This is a genomic window from Comamonas halotolerans (assembly GCF_030162935.1).
Taxonomy (GTDB): domain Bacteria; phylum Pseudomonadota; class Gammaproteobacteria; order Burkholderiales; family Burkholderiaceae_C; genus Comamonas; species Comamonas halotolerans.
This window is the reverse complement of the sequence record NZ_JASAUZ010000023.1, coordinates 1-16,233: the sequence shown is the minus strand read 5'-3', so window position 1 is coordinate 16,233 and position 16,233 is coordinate 1. Positions and strand designations below refer to the sequence as shown.

Here is a 16,233-nt window from a genome sequence, read left to right as displayed (position 1 = left end):
CTTATATAAAACATCTTTTGTTTTGATGTTAAAAGTATCTGTTTTTCTTGTTGCTGCTTCTTCAAGTTATTGATTTTTATTGTTTTTATATGATTCAGTAATTTTTGAAGAATTTGTCCTGGCCTGTGGCGATTTGCAATAACCAAGTCGCCCGATCAGTTTCTCAAGATGATGCTGCATGCGTAGCACGCTGGCGCACGCGCACAACCAGGTCGAGGCTTACCAACTCCAGGTCTGAAGAAATGGGAGGGATGGAGGGCCAATGCAAAGGCTCTGAAGGTAAATCCTCCAGCACACCAGTGTCTTCATGGTAAATGTGGGAGTGCGCATCGGTACGGGAGTCATAGACCGTGCGGTCAGTGTCTAGGCGCAGTGCTCGCAACAGGCCTTTCTCTACAAACAGCGGCAATGTGTTGTACACGGTGGCGCGTGAAAGGCTGGGCAGGTAAGCACGCGCGGCCAGCAAGATATCGTCTGCAGTTAAGTGAACGGGGGCTTGCAGCAATACATGAGCAATCGCCAAGCGCTGACGCGTAGGGTGAATCCCCACATCGTACAAACGTGCTTGAACATCGCTGACGATAGTTGAAGAGGGCGTATGCAGTGAAAGATCCATGGAGACCTCGGGTCAAGCCGGTGAAAAAAGAATCCGCTAAAAGGCAGGAAATGCCTTTTGGCGGATGCGTACCACGTCGTGAGTGACTTGCAAGACCCTACTAGCGGGTCTTGACAAGTCGCTTACTTGGCGAAGGGCTGAGGACGTGGGGTCTTGTCGCTAGATGGGGGCAAGATAGGCATCGCGAGCTGAGGCTGATCGCCCGTCAGTGTTTTCAGGAACGCCACAATCTTGGCGTTCTCTTCGGGCGTGAATTTCTTGCCCAACTGAATGCGGCCCATGGTGTCTACAGCTTCACCCAGTGTATCCGCCGCACCATCGTGGAAATAGGGATAGGTGAGCTCAACGTTACGCAGAGTTGGTACCTTGAAGTTGAAGCGGTCGGCATCGGTACCGGTCACTGCCATGCGGCCTTCGGCAGCATTGTCAGTCTTGTAGGGCTCCACGACACCCATGCGCTGGAAGGAGTTACCCCCCACAGCGGCACCGTTGTGGCAAGCCACGCAACCGCTGTCGCGGAACAAGGCGTAGCCTTCAAGCTCGGTTTTGCTCAGCGCTTTTTGATCACCCTTGAGCCATTTGTCAAAGCGAGAGTTGGGAGTCACCAGCGTTTCCTCAAAGGCTGCGATGGCGTCAGTTACCTGATCAATGTCGATCTTGTCTTTCTTGAAGACTTGCTTGAACTCTGCCTTGTAGCCAGGGATGGAGTTCAGCATGTCAACAGCCAATTCGTGGGTGAAGGCCATTTCAGCAGGGTTGGCAATGGGGCCGCCAGCCTGCTCTTTCAGCGAACCAGCACGACCATCCCAGAACTGCGCAACGTTGAGGCTGGAGTTCAGCACGGTGGGCGAGTTGATGGGGCCTTCCTGCCAGTTGTGTCCGATCGAGGTCTTCAGATTGTCGCTACCACCCATGGACAGGTTGTGGCAGGAGTTGCAGGAGATGAAGCCGGACTTCGACAGGCGAGGATCAAACCACAGCTTCTTGCCCAACTCAACCATGGCGGGGTTGGAGACCTCTGGGGCAATCAGTGGAGAGATTGGTTCGTTGTTGGGCTGCATGGCCCAGCTTGGGGCAGCAGCAAAACTAGCAACAACCATCGCAGCGGCAACGAGAGGACGCAGTTTGATTTTCATATGTGGTTCCAGAGCACTTGTCGTTTTCAAATGCGCGCAAGGTTTGCAGCAAACATCGCACGGTTATCTGTGCCGGCTAGCAGTGAGACCTTTTCGCAGCTATCGAGGTAGTGCTTCAGGTTGCACTGTTTAGACATAGTCCAGATAACAATTCCATTTCACTCGATACTGAAATTTGTGACATTGCGCAGCGTCAAGAAAAAAGAGTTTGCGTACGTTGTGCAAGCGGGTTTGTGCCAATGTTGTGAACTGGCCGCGCTGCCTGACAGTGTTTACCTTCAAAACCGTTGAAGACATTACTCACAGCAACAAGGAGACCAGGGAGATGACAAGTAACTATGACCAGGATCTGGACCGCAATGCCGCCAACTTTGCAGCGCTGACGCCGCTGAGCTTTCTAGAGCGCACTGCCAGCGTTTACCCCGAGCGGCTGGCCATTGTCCACGGTGATTTGCGCCAGACATGGGCACAAACCTATACCCGCTGTCGCCAGCTGGCCAGCAGTTTGAAGCGTGCTGGCATTGGTAAAAATGACACGGTGGCTGTGATCTTGCCCAACACGCCACCGATGGTGGAAGCGCATTTTGGCGTGCCTATGGCTGGGGCTGTGCTCAACACGCTCAATACCCGTCTGGATCCTGAAGCCTTGGCTTTTATGCTGGATCATGGACAAGCCAAGGCTTTGATCGTGGATCCCGAGTTTGCCCCCGTCATTGCCAAGGCGTTGAAGTTGCGCACACGTCACGAACCCTTGCTGGTGATTCAGGTGGATGATGTGTTGTACGGTGATGCCGCAGTGCAAGTTGGCGCCGTGCGGTACGACGATTTTGTGGCGCAAGGAGATGCCAGCTTTGTCTGGGAAATGCCCGATGACGAGTGGGATGCCATTGCGCTGAACTACACCAGTGGTACTACGGGCAACCCCAAGGGCGTGGTCTATCACCACCGTGGCGCTGCCATCAATGCCATCAGCAATGTGCTGGAGTGGGATATGCCCAAGCACAGTGTGTATCTGTGGACACTGCCCATGTTCCACTGCAACGGCTGGTGCTTCCCGTGGACGGTGGCGGCCCGCGCAGGTGTCAATGTTTGCTTGCGCAGGGTTGAGGCCAAAGCGATCTTCGATGCCATGCGTGAACACAGCGTTACCCATTACTGCGGTGCACCTATTGTGCAATCCCTGCTGGTGAATGCACCAGCGGAATTGAAAGTGGGTATTCCAGCAGGTGTGAAGGCCATGGTTGCAGGCGCTGCGCCTCCTGCATCCATGATCGAAGGTATGGAGGCACTGGGTTTTGATCTCACCCATGTGTATGGATTGACGGAAACTTACGGTCCGGCCACGGTCTGCGCCAAGCATGAGCGTTGGGAGCAGCTGGGTGTTGGTGAGCGTGCCCGTCTTAATGCCCGTCAGGGTGTGCGTTATCACCTGCAACAGGATGTGCGTGTGATGGATCCTGAGACATTGCAGCCTGTGCCATGCGATGGAGAAACCATGGGCGAGATCATGTTTCGCGGCAACATCACCATGAAGGGCTATCTGAAGAATCCAAAAGCCACAGATGATGCTTTCCGCGGAGGCTGGTTCCACAGCGGAGACTTGGCCGTGCAGTACCCGGATGGCTATATCCAAATCAAGGACCGCAGCAAGGACATCATCATTTCGGGCGGGGAGAACATCTCGTCCATTGAGGTCGAAGACGTGTTGTATCGCCACCCCGCTGTGCTGGCTGCAGCTGTAGTGGCCAAGCCTGATGAAAAGTGGGGAGAAACGCCCTGTGCATTCCTGGAGATCAAAGCAGGCGTGCAAGTGACGGAGGCAGACATCATCGCCCACTGCAAGCAGCATCTGGCAGGTTACAAGGTGCCGCGCGCTATCGTGTTTAGCGAATTGCCGAAAACCAGCACCGGAAAGATTCAGAAGTTTGAGCTGCGCAAGCTGGCAGGCTCTGCCAGTGCTATTGCTGTCTGATTCGGTCAAGGCGCTGAAGAGGCAGAGCCCGGCAGGGGGCGAGTGAGGTATCGACCTGCAGGGAGCTTGCTGACCTATACTTGTCATTGCTCCGGGGTGTGCGCAAGCGCTGAGATGCAAACCGCTGTGAAAACAGCGGCAAGCGAACCCGACGAACTTGATCCGGTTCATGCCGGCGGAAGAAGAGCGGGACCCTGAAGCAGGGCTTATGGACAGACAGGCGTAGTGTTTTCCGAGGCACTGGCAGGTCGTCATTCCTAAGCACAGCACACCCCAGGCGCCTCGCGCACTGGGGTTTTGTTTTTTAGGCAAATCTCAGTGCGCGTTAGCCATGGTCGCAATCAGGTTGCGATGAAAGAAGCTCTGACACTGACTTAGCGGTGTCAAGGCTACTTCCAGGTCCGAGACGGAAGGTGGCACACAGTCACCGACTGCCTCATCAGAGCAGGGCCTGCACTCCACGGAGCGTTTGATGCACTTCAACCGCTTTTTATGGAGACCGCGATGAACGCTTCTGATTCCATCTTTACGCCAGCCGCAGGCAGCACTCCCGACGCAGCACGTTTTACTGAACTGCTGACCCAGTCACGTCAACCATTTCCGGCGTCGACCAAGCGCTATCTGAGTGGAGTCATTCACCCTGATTTGAGAGTGCCTGTGCGTGATATTGCGCTCACCAATGGGGAGCAAATCAGCGTTTATGACACCTCAGGTTCTTACACAGACCCGACAGTGAATATCGATGTGAGGCAAGGCCTGCCCAGCATTCGCGATGCCTGGATTGAGGCGCGCGGTGACAGTGAATCCTATGCGGGCCGCCAGCGCGTGGCGCTGGATGACGGTGGCAAGCAAGGAGAGGAAGACGCACGGGTGTCTCAGCTACGTGCCGAGGCGGCTGGGCTGCAGCGCATGCCACGTCGAGCCAGATCGGGGCACAACGTGACCCAGATGCATTACGCCAAGCGCGGCATCATCACCCCAGAAATGGAATACGTGGCGCTGCGTGAGAATGGTCGCCGTGAATGGATGGCGCAGTACCAGCAGGATGCGGAGCGCGAGGCCCGCCTGGCAGGTAACAGCCTGGGCGCAGCCATTCCCAAGATCATCACTCCGGAATTCGTGCGCGATGAAGTAGCACGCGGACGGGCCCTCATCCCAGCCAACATCAACCATCCGGAGATTGAGCCGATGGCGATCGGCCGCAATTTCAAGGTCAAGATCAACGCCAATATCGGCAACTCTGCTGTCACGTCGAGCATTGAAGAAGAGGTGGAAAAGCTGGTCTGGGCCATACGCTGGGGGGCAGACAATGTGATGGATTTATCGACCGGCAAAAATATTCACACCACGCGTGACTGGATTGTGCGCAACTCGCCCGTGCCAATCGGCACTGTGCCCATCTATCAGGCGCTGGAAAAAGTCGGTGGCGTGGCCGAAGACCTGAGTTGGGAAATCTTCCGCGACACGCTCATCGAGCAGGCCGAGCAGGGTGTGGACTACTTCACCATTCACGCTGGCGTGCGTCTGGCCTATATCCACCTCACGGCACAGCGCCGCACAGGCATTGTTTCTCGCGGTGGCTCCATCATGGCCAAGTGGTGCATGGCTCATCACCGCGAGAGCTTCCTGTACGAACATTTTGAAGACATCTGCGACATCATGAAGCAGTACGACGTGAGTTTCTCGCTGGGCGATGGCTTGCGTCCCGGCTGTGCGTCCGATGCCAATGATGAAGCGCAGTTTGCAGAGCTACGTACTCTGGGGGAGCTGACGCAGACGGCTTGGAAGCACGATGTGCAGACCATGATTGAAGGCCCTGGTCATGTGCCCATGCACATGATTCAGCAGAACATGGCTGAGCAGCTCAAACATTGCCATGAAGCGCCGTTTTACACGCTGGGGCCGCTGACCATTGATATCGCACCTGGCTATGACCATATAGCCAGTGCCATCGGCGCAGCCATGATCGGCTGGTTTGGCACGGCCATGCTGTGCTACGTCACGCCCAAAGAGCATCTGGGCTTGCCTGACCGTGACGACGTGAAGCAGGGCATCATCGCGTACAAGATTGCGGCGCACGCAGCCGATGTGGCCAAGGGGCATCCTGGTGCGCGGTCACGCGATGATGCCTTGTCTCAGGCGCGTTTTGACTTTCGTTGGCAAGACCAGTTCAATCTTGGGTTGGACCCTGACACAGCGCGTGCATTCCATGATGAAACCTTGCCCAAGGACAGCGCCAAGGTGGCGCACTTTTGCTCCATGTGCGGCCCCAAGTTCTGCTCCATGAAGATCACTCAGGAGGTGCGAGATTTTGCAAAATCCCAAGGTGTGGCTGCAGAGCAGGGTATTGCCGTGGGGATGCAGGTGAAGGCGGCCGAGTTCAATCAGGCGGGCGGGGATTTCTACATTCCCATTGCCGCAGATACCACGGCACGCTGATGTGGGGCTGGACGCAGAAAAACATGCCTGAAGTACTTGGTCTGCACAGGCTTTCGACACAGACAAAGTACTGGCTTGTTTCCTGTTCTGTGTTCAGCTTAGCGCCAATACTGGCACTTGCTTTCAGCCTGGGTCGTCCACACCTGCTCGGCGGGCAGTGTTTTGATGAGTTTGTAGTAATCCCAGGTGCCTTTGGATTCAGCGGGTGACTTGACCTCCATCAGGTACATGTCGTGGGCGTAGCGTCCATCGGGGCGGATGCGGCCTCTGCCAAAAAAGTCGTTGATTTCCATACCCTTCCAGGCTGCCATCACTTTGTCAGCATCCAGGGTGCCAGCCTTCTCCACGGCTTTCAGATAGTTCCAGGTGGCAGAGTAGTCAGCCGCCTGGATCTCACTGGGACGACGCTTGGTTTTGGCCATAAATTTGTCGGCAAACTGGCGTGATGCGTCATTCAAGTCCCAGTACCAGCTGGTGGTGAATTGCATGCCTTCGGTGTTTTTCACACCCAGGCTGTGAATGTCACTGAAGAAGATCAGCAGTCCTGCCAGCTTCATGTTTTTGGTGACGCCGAACTCTTTGGCGGCTTTGATGGAGTTGACGGTATCGCCTCCCGCATTGGCCAGGCCCAGAATCTGGGCTTTGGAATTTTGCGCCTGCAACATAAAGCTGGAGAAGTCAGAAGCGTTCAGCGGTGTCTTGACCGACCCAAGTACCTTGCCACCATTACCTTCCACAATTTTGGTGGTGTCAGCCTCCAGGGCGTGCCCGAATGCATAGTCGGCTGTCAAGAAGTACCAGCTTTTGCCGCCGTTCTCGACCACTGCCTTGCCGGTGCCTTTGGCCAGAGCCACGGTGTCAAAAGCGTAATGCACCACATAAGGGCTGCATTGCTCATTGGTCAGTGCTGAAGTGCCAGCTCCATTGTCCACAAAGACGCGCTTTTTCTCTGTGGCCACTTTGGCCATGGCTAAGGCAGTGGCGCTGTTGGTGCCGCCAAACACCAGACTGATGTCTTGCTGATCAATCCACTCGCGGGCCTTGCTGGCGGCGATGTCGGCCTTGTTCTGGTGGTCGGCACTCATCAGTTCAATGGGTTTGCCCAGCACCTTGCCGCCAAAGTCGTCGATAGCCATCTGGATGGCCGTCGCACCGTGCTTGCCTTCCACGTCGGCATACAGGCTGGACATATCGGTGATGAAGCCGATTTTGACCTTGTCGGGCTCTTTGAATTGCGCCTGTGCCGTGCCGGAAAGCAGGCCAAGTGCAAACAAAGTGGCTGACATGGGAATGGGTATCCAACGCTGCATGCTCGTCTCCGTCTTGAGAAATTGGTGAGACATGCAGGGTGCGCTTGTGCAGCGAGAATGGCTACTAGGAGCATCCCATTGAGGGATTGCACGAAAAGTGCAGGTTTGCCCGCTGTGCGCGAGCACATAAATGTGGAAGCGCTTTTTACTGGGCGGTGTCCTCCGTGGAGGCTTCAGTCGACACTGTCACGGTCTGTGGAACCATCACTGGCAAGGCAATGGCAGGAACGCCGCCGTTGCGTGCAGCGGCAACTTCTTCACCCAGATCGTGAACGGCGGTGGCGTAGTAGCTTGACCAGTTGTAACGCGTGATTGTGTAGAAGTTCTGTGTACCCACAATGTAGCTGGGGGCGGAAGTGCCGTTTTTCAGCTCGATGAGTGCCAACAAGCCATCGTGCTGCATGCCTCCTTCAGGCACGACTCCCAAGCCTGCCATCTGCGAGGCAGTAAAAGTGGGGCGTATATCGGGTTCCAGGAGTGTGGGCAGATTCAGGCTGTCGGTATTGAACAGCGCGGGATACCACACGGGTTGCCCCGTAATCCAGCCGTGGGCCTTGAAATAGTTGGCCACCGAGCCGATGGCATCTTCTTCACTGTTGAAAAGGTCGATTCGGCCATCGCCGTCGAAATCGACCGCCCATCTGGCCCAACTGCTGGGCATGAATTGACCCAGTCCCATGGCTCCGGCATAGCTACCAAGCGGTTCGGTGGTGGCGGTGCCTGCCTGGTTCATCATTAGCAGAAATTGCTCCAGCTCGCCTTGGAAGTAGCGCTGGCGCTCGGCAGCACGCGGGTGTGCGCTAGGAAAGTCAAAGGCCAGGGTCGCCAGGCTGTCCAGCACGCGCAGATTGCCCATGTTACGGCCATAGATGGTTTCCACGCCAATGATGCCAACGATCATGGCAGCAGGCACACCAAACTGCGCTTCGGCGCGGGCCAAAGTGTCTGCATGCTCATTCCAGAAGCGCACCCCTGCGTTGATGCGCACAGGGTCAATAAAGCGGCGACGGTAGTCAGCCCAATCACGTGCGGTGGTAGTGGTTTTGGGCGCGGGTGTCATCAGGCGCGGCACTTGCGGCAAAAAGCGTGCTTGAGCCAATTGTTTTTGCACCCATGCTGTGTCCAGGTTATGACGATCAGCCATGTCTTGGGCCCATTGCTGCGCATCGGCACGCTGACCATAGGTCTTGCTCACAGCCGCGCTGCGCTTGTCGGGCTCAGACGCATTATTTTTTGCACTGACAGGAAGATGGATTGCGCAGCCTGCAGCCAGGGCAAGCGAGAACAAAGGAGAGAGCAGGCGTTTCATGGTGTGCGGGATCTAGGCCAATTCAAAGCGCGATAGCGACGCCGCAGAGTGGCCAGCGTGGGAGGCTGAGTGCTATGCGGTGCATAGCGCCATTGTTCCATCTGTAGCAGCCACTGTTGCAGTTGCCGGGATTCATCCCCCCATTGTGCTTGGACGGCTGCAGCCAGCGCTCGCAGTCCCAGGCTGTGGGCATGGGTAATGCCAGCTGCTTGCAGCTTCTGGCGCGCACGCTCCATCAAACGCAGCCAGGGATCGGTTGTGCGCTGGCTGTACCAGCGCTGGGCTCCCCAGCCAGCCAGCAGCATGGCAATAACTGCAACCAGCCACAGCACAGCCTGGGGTGTGCTCCAGCGATCCCAGCGCAAACGGCTTAACAGGTACTCTTGGTCGTTGCGTGAATAGTTCAGCACCCAGTCATTCCAGCGATGGTTGATGGCCTCCCAGCTTGCGCGCAATCGCCAGAGGGTATTGCTGCCGATGACCGTGCCAACAGTGTTCTCAAACATGGTGCTGGGCGCGGCCAAACGCTGCAGCTGCTCTGTGCGCGCCGGCGAGACGGCAGCAGTGGGGTCAATGCGCATCCAGCCTTCATTGGGTAGCCACACCTCAGTCCAGGCGTGGGCATCGCTTTGTCGTACGGTCCAAAGGCCATCGACCGGGTTGCGTTCCCCGCCTTGATAGCCAGTCACGATACGAGCAGGAATGCCTGCTGAGCGCATGAGCACCACGAAGGCAGAGGCAATGTGTTCGCAAAATCCTTTTTGGCTGTCGAACCAGAAGTCATCGGCCGTGTGTGCTGCATCCACTACCCCCGGTTGCAAGGTGTAGACATAGCCGCCACCGCCCAGTTGGGACAAGGCCGCTTGCAGGATGGCAGTGTCGTCATCCCCATGTTGCTGCCTGAGTGTTTGGGCCCACGCAGCTGTGCGCGGATTGCTGTTTGGCGGTAGTTGCAACTGTTGGGTGCGCTGATCGTTGGAAAGCGTCTGCCCATAGGCGAAGTGCAACTGCGCCGAGCCTTGGTAACGGAGGACTTCGGTGACAGGGAGGGCAGAAAGCCATTGCAAATCCGCAGTGGGGTGCAGGCGACGCACCGCCGCTTGCGGTGGTTCCAGTGTGGCTTCCAGTGTCAGCAGCCAGCGCTGTTGGTGAGGTTCCAGCGTCACTTCATAGCCCACGGCATCGCTCAGTCCTTTGGCTGCAATGGAAGAGCCCATGGGAAGCGTGCTTTGCCATGTGTTCATGCTGGCTTTCCAGTGGCGGCCATCGAAGTGGCTGAGCACCGGGCCACGAAAATACAGCAAGCGCTGCTGAGGAGGCTGATTGTTGGGGGTATCAAATCGCACACGCAGGGCCACGCTGCGGTTTTGTGCCAGTTCAGCCACTTGGCCGATGGTCATGTCATTGGATAAGCCTGTTCTTCCTTGTTGCGTATTGGCAGGCAAACCCCACAGCGGTGCATAGCGCGGAAAAGCCAGAAACAGCACCAGCATGACAGGCAGCCCCAGCAGCATCAGTGCGCCTGATGTACGCAGCAACTGCCACACGCTAGGGTAGCCTGCGGGCATGTGCGCGTTGACCAAAGCAGCCAGCAAGCCCCACACCGCCAGCAGCATGACAACTGCCATTGGCAACGATTGTGACTGTAAAAACAGCGTGAGCAGTGTGAAAAAGCCAAGGAAAAAGATCACCATGGCATCTCGGCGTGCACGCATCTCCAAGGTTTTTAGCACCAACAGCAAAACCAGTAGCACCACACCGGCCTCAGGCCCAACGATAGAGCGAAATTGCAGTACCGTCGCACCCACGGCCAGGATCAGCAAGGCAATCAAAACCCACCTCCCAGGCAGGCTTTGTCCGCGATGCACCAACCAAAAGCGCCATGTCAGCATGCCAATCGCAAGCCCGCTGCTCCACAGCGGCAGGTAGGCCACATGAGGCAGCAGTACCAAAGCCACTGCCGCCAGTACCAGCAGCGTGTCGCGGTTTTCCCTGGGAAGGTTGAAGGAGGGGCTGCTTGACATTGTGGGTGTGGATGCGGGGGCGGTAGATATGGTGTGGGAGGAACTGAAGGGCCGCTAATCAGCCGTTGCCGTCTTGCCATCTATTGCCAATGCCGTCAAGCAGGCGTGCAAATGAAGGGGGCCGGATGCCGGTGGAACGCAGTGGCCGCTGGGCAGTCTCAATCCCCATTGCCATTGCTGCGCATAGGCATGGAGCACCCAGGCTGTCAGCCGTGCAATTTGCGCCTCCGAATCACTCAGGCCCGTAGCTTGGGCAGACAGCCACAAAGTCTGGGTATTGGACGCATGACCATCGCGGACCACCAGCTCTCCACTGCCTGTAGCAAGCGCCGTGGCCGTTTTTTTCCAGACCACGACACGCAATGCATCGCCACGTTGGTAGCCGCGCACGCCATCATGTTCTGTAGTGCCTGGGTTGAAAGGGCGTGCTTGACCCTGATCGGGCTCATCGGTGTAGAGGATGGGATGCATCGGTGTCTCTGGAGCGGGATAAACCAGAACACGGCCATCGGGTTGCCAGTAACTCCACAGGCGAAATACGCCCAGTGGAAAACGACTCTCCAGCACGATACGAGGAACGCGATGCCAGCCTCGCAGGTGGGGAGTGCTTCCCAGTTCCACAGTCTGTGTCTGGCCAGCGTCCACATCGGCGTGCACCCATGACAGCTTGCCTTGGGATCGGTTCATGGCCAGCGACAGTCCATGTCGATGGTGAAGTCCCCGGACCACGTGGAGGCGGACAGGAACTTTGGCACGTTCGCCTTGAAATACAGGCTCCAGTGCTCCCAGATGTAGCTCAATGCCGCGGACATTGCGATGGGCCATCCATAAGCTGGCAAGTGCGCTGCCAGCTATTAAAAAAGTGAGCGCGTAACCAAGATTGAGCTGAAAGTTGATGCTGGCCACCAGCAAGATCAGCAAGGTGAGGATCAGAAAGCCGCCTGCTGCAGATGGCAGCACATAGATGTTGCGCTGGCACAGCAGATAGCTGGTGCAGGCCTTTTGTTGACGGGTTATCCAATTATGCAGGGACTGTCGCCATGCACTGCGCGTGGGGCGGTGGACGTTGGACATCAGGGGATAGCCACGGCTTGCAACATGGCTCGTGTTTGTTCGACAGTGCCGCGGCCAGCGCCTGCGACTGCATGCAGACGGTGCGCCATGGTGGGTACAAAGATGGCTTGCACATCATCGGGTGCAACATAGTCGCGACCATGCACCAATGCGTTGGCCTTGGCCGCGCGTATCAGGGCGATACCGGCACGTGGGGATAGCCCTTGCACAAACCATTGACCATTGCGTGAAGCCTCCAGCAAATCTTGCACGTAATGCAGCAGCGGATCTGCAGCATGGATGTTGAGGACAGCTTGTTGCAGCGCGGCCAATTCCTGGGGGGTAATCTGTGCAGACAGTGCCTCAGCCTGAATGCGGTGGCCGTGATGGCGTAGCAATTGCAACTCTGCGGTGCGATCGGGATACCCCAAACTGATGCGCATCAAAAAGCGGTCAAGCTGACTCTCCGGTAGCGGGTAAGTGCCAAGTTGCTCGTGCGGATTTTGGGTTGCAATGACGAAAAACGGGTCGGGCAGTTTGTGCGTGTGCCCTTCAATGGAGACTTGCTTTTCTTCCATGGCCTCAAGCAATGCACTTTGCGTTTTAGGGCTGGCGCGATTGATTTCATCAGCCAGCAGCACTTGCGCAAAGACAGGGCCTGGGTGGAAGACAAAACTTTCGCTGGAGCGGTCATACACAGATACGCCCGTCAGGTCGCTGGGCATGAGGTCAGAAGTGAACTGTACGCGTGAAAACTTCAAGCCAAAGCCATGTGCCAAGGCATGTGCCAGGGTGGTTTTTCCAACGCCGGGAACGTCTTCAATCAGCAGGTGACCGCCAGCCAATAGGCAGGTAACACAGTCTTGTACTTGCTGTTTTTTGCCAACGACTACCGTGTTAAGCTGATTTAAAAGAGACCGGATTTTGTGCAAGTTCATGTGCAAAAACTATCCGAAACAAAGAGATAGGGGACAGGAAAAGTGGGTAAGACAGGCTATTTTTCTCACCGTTCGTGCCGTGAGCATGAAATGGGGCCCGGGCACCCTGAGTGCCCGCAACGTCTCGATGCTATTGAAGATCGTCTGCTCATGACAGGGGTTTTGGATGGCTTGGAGCGCATTGATGCACCTCAAGCATCGTTTAGCGATGTTGAGTTAGCGCATGACCGAATGCATGTGGCTGCATTACGTGGTCTCACGGAGCGCTTGATTGAGGAGCAAGCTGCGGGTGGGCCTGAGTACATGCAACTGGACACTGATACCTCCATCAATGCCCATACTTTTATTGCAGCCCTGCATGCTGCAGGTGCAGCTTTAGCAGCAACGGATGCGGTGATCGATGGGGACTTGGAAAACGCTTTTTGTTCCATCCGTCCCCCTGGACACCATGCCACGCGTGAAAAAGCCATGGGCTTTTGCTTTTTCAACAATGTGGCGATCGCAGCGTTGCACGCTCTGCAGCGTCGTGGCCTCAAGCGCGTTGCCATCGTGGACTTTGATGTGCACCATGGCAATGGCACAGAAGACATTTTGGCGGGTGATGATCGTGTGTTGATGGTGAGTTTTTTTCAGCACCCGTTTTTCCCCTTCAGCGGGGACAAGGAGCCGGCATCCAACATGCTGAACATCCCGGTGTCCGCTTACACGAAGGGTATGGACATTCGTGAGCTGGTCGAGATGTTGTGGATTCCGCGACTGGAAGCATTCAAGCCGGAAATGATCTTTGTGAGCGCAGGGTTTGATGCCCACCGTGATGACGATATGGGGCAACTGAACCTGAACGAAAACGACTATATCTGGCTGACTGAACGCATCAAGGATGTGGCGCGCCGCTTTAGCAAGGGACGTGTGGTGTCATGTTTGGAAGGGGGGTACATGATGGGCCCTCTGTCTCGCAGTGTAGAAGCGCATTTGCGCGTTTTAGCGGATCTTTGAGCCATGAATGACGTACTGCTGCAAACACGAGATGCGCGTGGTGTGGTCACGCTGACCTTGAATGACGCATCACGCTTTAATGCGCTGGGCAGCGCCATGCTGCAGGCGCTGCAAGATGCTCTGGACGAGCTTGCCCAAGATGACAATGTGCGTGTGGTGGTGCTGGCCGCCAATGGCAAAGCTTTTTGCGCGGGGCACAACCTCAAAGAGATGGCGGCTCAGCCTGAGTTGGCGCACTATCAAGATTTGTTTGCTCAGTGTTCGCGCATGATGCTCAGCATCACAAAATTGCCTGTGCCCGTCATTGCGCGTGTGCACGGCATGGCCACTGCCGCGGGATGCCAGCTGGTGGCGCAGTGCGACCTGGCTGTAGCCAGCACCGATGCCAGTTTTGCAACCAGTGGGATTCAGTACGGACTGTTTTGTGCGACGCCCAGCGTGCCCTTGGTGCGTAACATTCCATTCAAGCAGGCCATGGAGATGTTGCTGACGGGAGACTTTATCGACGCCCGCACTGCCCAGGCGCAAGGGTTGGTGAATCGCGTGGTGGCCCCTGATGCACTGGATGCGGAAGTGGAGCAACTGATAAGAGCCATTGTTCAAAAGCCTGCCACGGCGGTGCGTATGGGCAAGGCATTGCTGTACCGACAACGTGAGCTGGGGTTGCAAGCCGCGTATGCATTGGCAGGAGAAACCATGGCTTGCAACATGATGGATGCGGATGCCCAGGAGGGTGCGCAAGCTTTTGCACAAAAACGCACTCCGCGCTGGCGGGCCTGAGCTTTTGTCCGGAAATGTCTTCCTGGCTGACAGACACGACAAACATTGCTTTGAATAATGGCGGGTGTTGATGGAAGCGATTCTTCGCCATGGAAATTTTTGACAAGCTGTTTGATGACTTTCATAACTCCAGCGCCTGGCTGGAGTTTTTTGTCTTGCTGGGAGGGCTGTCGCTGGCCTATGTGATCGTGCGTTGGTGGGGCAGCAGCCTGAAAGGCCAAGGTCGGGCCTATCCCATCTGGTTTGGTCACAATCCCTTGCACGGAGCCATGTTCCCATTGTTGGCGCTGGTGCTGATTTATGCCGCGCAATTGGTGGTGATGCGTTACATGCCGGTGTTCTGGCTGCGGTTGGCAGTTTCTTTGCTGTTCTCGCTGGCAATCATTCGCTTTGTGGCGCGGGTGCTGAGCCAGACGTTTCCGCAGTCAACCAGTATGCGCTTGCTTGAAAGGGTGTTTTCCTGGGCGGTCTGGGGTGTGGCGGTGCTACATAGCCTGGGCTTGCTGCCCTTGGTGCTGGTGGAGCTGGAATCCATCCAGATGACGTTGGGCAAAACTTCCATCAGTTTGCTGAGCCTGATTGAAGGTGTGCTGTCGGCAGGCTTGATGATGGTTTTTGTGCTGTGGGTGGCCAGCCTGTTTGAGCAGCATGTCATCAACCGCTGGGTCAGTGATCTGTCCATGCGCAAAGTTGGCATGAACATCACGCGCGTCGTGCTGATCACAGTGGGTTTGCTGGTGTCTTTGTCCTGGGTGGGGGTGGATCTGACCGCGCTGTCAGTGATGGGAGGCGCTTTAGGAGTGGGGCTGGGCTTTGGCATGCAAAAGATTGCTTCCAACTATGTCAGCGGCTTTCTGGTCCTGGTTGAGCGTGCTTTACGTATTGGTGACAACGTGCGTGTCGATGGTTTTGAAGGCAGGATCACCGATATCAAAACGCGGTTCACGGTGATACGTGCTTCGAATGGTCGAGAGGCCATTGTTCCCAACGAAAACCTGATTACACAAAGGGTGGAGAACCTGACGCAGTTTGATCGGCAGTTCGCGCTCACCACCACCATCGTGGTGGGCATGGACAGCGACGTGGAACAGGTCAGCGCCATATTGCTGGATGCTGCACGTCAGCAGCCTCGCGTACTGCTTCAGCCAGCACCATCGGTGCAATTGGTGGACTTTGTGGAGCATGGACTGCAATTCACGCTGACCTACTACATCAACGATCCGCAAAACGGCCAAGGAAATTTGCGCTCACAGGTCAACTTGGCCTTGCTGCAAGGCTTGCGCAAGGCCGGGGTGAGCACGCCGATCCCAAGACAGGTCGTGCAATTCGTTACCGAAAATGAAGAGGTAGCGTTGCCAATCAGTGCAGCTTCAACTGCTCCAGGCGCGACCTAGGGAAGACCCTTGGTTTGGGCAAATTAGCTGCCAATTACGTGAGTTGCTTGCTTAAAATGGAACGATCGTTCTTTTTTTGTGCAATTGTCTTCGTGAAGTTCACGTATTGGCTTTGCTGCAACGCCGCATAAAATGCTTTTCGATTTACGTTTACGTCAATTCAAATAATCTGCAATTACACCGATTCAAGGAGCAACAGCATGAAGGTATTGGTCCCAGTCAAGCGCGTGGTGGACTACAACGTCAAAGTCCGTGTGAAGAGCGAC

The 16,233-nt window shown here is 56.0% G+C and carries 12 protein-coding genes and 1 riboswitch; of the genes, 5 read left to right on the top strand and 7 right to left on the bottom strand.

The features are described from left to right. Nucleotides 1-163: 163 nt before the first annotated feature. A complete protein-coding gene (locus QEP11_RS10555) occupies nucleotides 164-616 on the bottom strand; it encodes a Fur family transcriptional regulator (RefSeq protein ID WP_284336613.1) in 453 nt (150 codons plus the stop codon). A 122-nt stretch (nucleotides 617-738) separates the two neighbouring features. Further along, nucleotides 739-1,752: a cytochrome-c peroxidase gene (locus tag QEP11_RS10550; protein WP_284336612.1), complete on the bottom strand. Its 1,014-nt coding sequence runs from the start codon at nucleotides 1,750-1,752 to the stop codon at nucleotides 739-741. A gap of 325 nt (nucleotides 1,753-2,077) precedes the next feature. Between QEP11_RS10550 and QEP11_RS10545 the strand changes: the two genes are divergently transcribed. Both QEP11_RS10545 and thiC read left to right on the top strand, forming a co-directional pair. Then, entirely contained in the window at nucleotides 2,078-3,724 is a 1,647-nt protein-coding gene (locus tag QEP11_RS10545) for an acyl-CoA synthetase (protein ID WP_284336611.1), read from the top strand. A gap of 82 nt (nucleotides 3,725-3,806) precedes the next feature. Continuing rightward, nucleotides 3,807-3,925: riboswitch (TPP riboswitch) on the top strand. Between the two features lie 303 nt (nucleotides 3,926-4,228). After that, complete coding sequence (gene thiC / locus QEP11_RS10540) at nucleotides 4,229-6,163, top strand: phosphomethylpyrimidine synthase ThiC (RefSeq protein WP_284336610.1); 1,935 nt, start codon at nucleotides 4,229-4,231, stop codon at nucleotides 6,161-6,163. Between the two features lie 98 nt (nucleotides 6,164-6,261). Here the strand turns inward: thiC and QEP11_RS10535 are convergent, their stop codons facing one another. The 5 genes from QEP11_RS10535 to QEP11_RS10515 all read right to left on the bottom strand — a co-directional run bounded on the left by QEP11_RS10535 (nucleotide 6,262) and on the right by QEP11_RS10515 (nucleotide 12,797). Continuing rightward, nucleotides 6,262-7,473, bottom strand: a complete 1,212-nt coding sequence (locus QEP11_RS10535) for an ABC transporter substrate-binding protein (protein ID WP_284336609.1) — start codon at nucleotides 7,471-7,473, stop codon at nucleotides 6,262-6,264. A gap of 145 nt (nucleotides 7,474-7,618) precedes the next feature. Beyond that, a complete protein-coding gene (mltB, locus tag QEP11_RS10530) occupies nucleotides 7,619-8,782 on the bottom strand; it encodes a lytic murein transglycosylase B (RefSeq protein WP_284336608.1) in 1,164 nt (387 codons plus the stop codon). Continuing rightward, nucleotides 8,779-10,806 carry a transglutaminase TgpA family protein gene (locus tag QEP11_RS10525; RefSeq protein ID WP_284336607.1) on the bottom strand — a complete coding sequence of 676 codons (2,028 nt, stop codon included), beginning with the start codon at nucleotides 10,804-10,806 and terminating at the stop codon, nucleotides 8,779-8,781. The genes mltB and QEP11_RS10525 overlap by 4 nt, the downstream gene beginning before the upstream one ends. A gap of 54 nt (nucleotides 10,807-10,860) precedes the next feature. Beyond that, nucleotides 10,861-11,880: a DUF58 domain-containing protein gene (locus QEP11_RS10520; protein ID WP_284336606.1), complete on the bottom strand. Its 1,020-nt coding sequence runs from the start codon at nucleotides 11,878-11,880 to the stop codon at nucleotides 10,861-10,863. Continuing rightward, on the bottom strand, nucleotides 11,880-12,797 hold the full coding sequence (locus QEP11_RS10515) for an AAA family ATPase (RefSeq protein WP_284336605.1): 918 nt from the start codon (nucleotides 12,795-12,797) through the stop codon (nucleotides 11,880-11,882). Before QEP11_RS10515 ends, QEP11_RS10520 begins: the two co-directional genes overlap by 1 nt. Before the next feature lie 42 nt (nucleotides 12,798-12,839). Between QEP11_RS10515 and QEP11_RS10510 the strand changes: the two genes are divergently transcribed. From QEP11_RS10510 to QEP11_RS10500, 3 genes are all read left to right on the top strand, one after another. After that, a complete protein-coding gene (locus QEP11_RS10510) occupies nucleotides 12,840-13,793 on the top strand; it encodes a histone deacetylase family protein (protein ID WP_284336604.1) in 954 nt (317 codons plus the stop codon). Nucleotides 13,794-13,796: 3 nt separating this feature from the next. Further along, nucleotides 13,797-14,573 carry an enoyl-CoA hydratase gene (locus QEP11_RS10505; protein ID WP_284336603.1) on the top strand — a complete coding sequence of 259 codons (777 nt, stop codon included), beginning with the start codon at nucleotides 13,797-13,799 and terminating at the stop codon, nucleotides 14,571-14,573. Between the two features lie 89 nt (nucleotides 14,574-14,662). After that, nucleotides 14,663-15,967, top strand: a complete 1,305-nt coding sequence (locus tag QEP11_RS10500) for a mechanosensitive ion channel family protein (RefSeq protein ID WP_284336602.1) — start codon at nucleotides 14,663-14,665, stop codon at nucleotides 15,965-15,967. Nucleotides 15,968-16,233 lie beyond the last annotated feature (266 nt).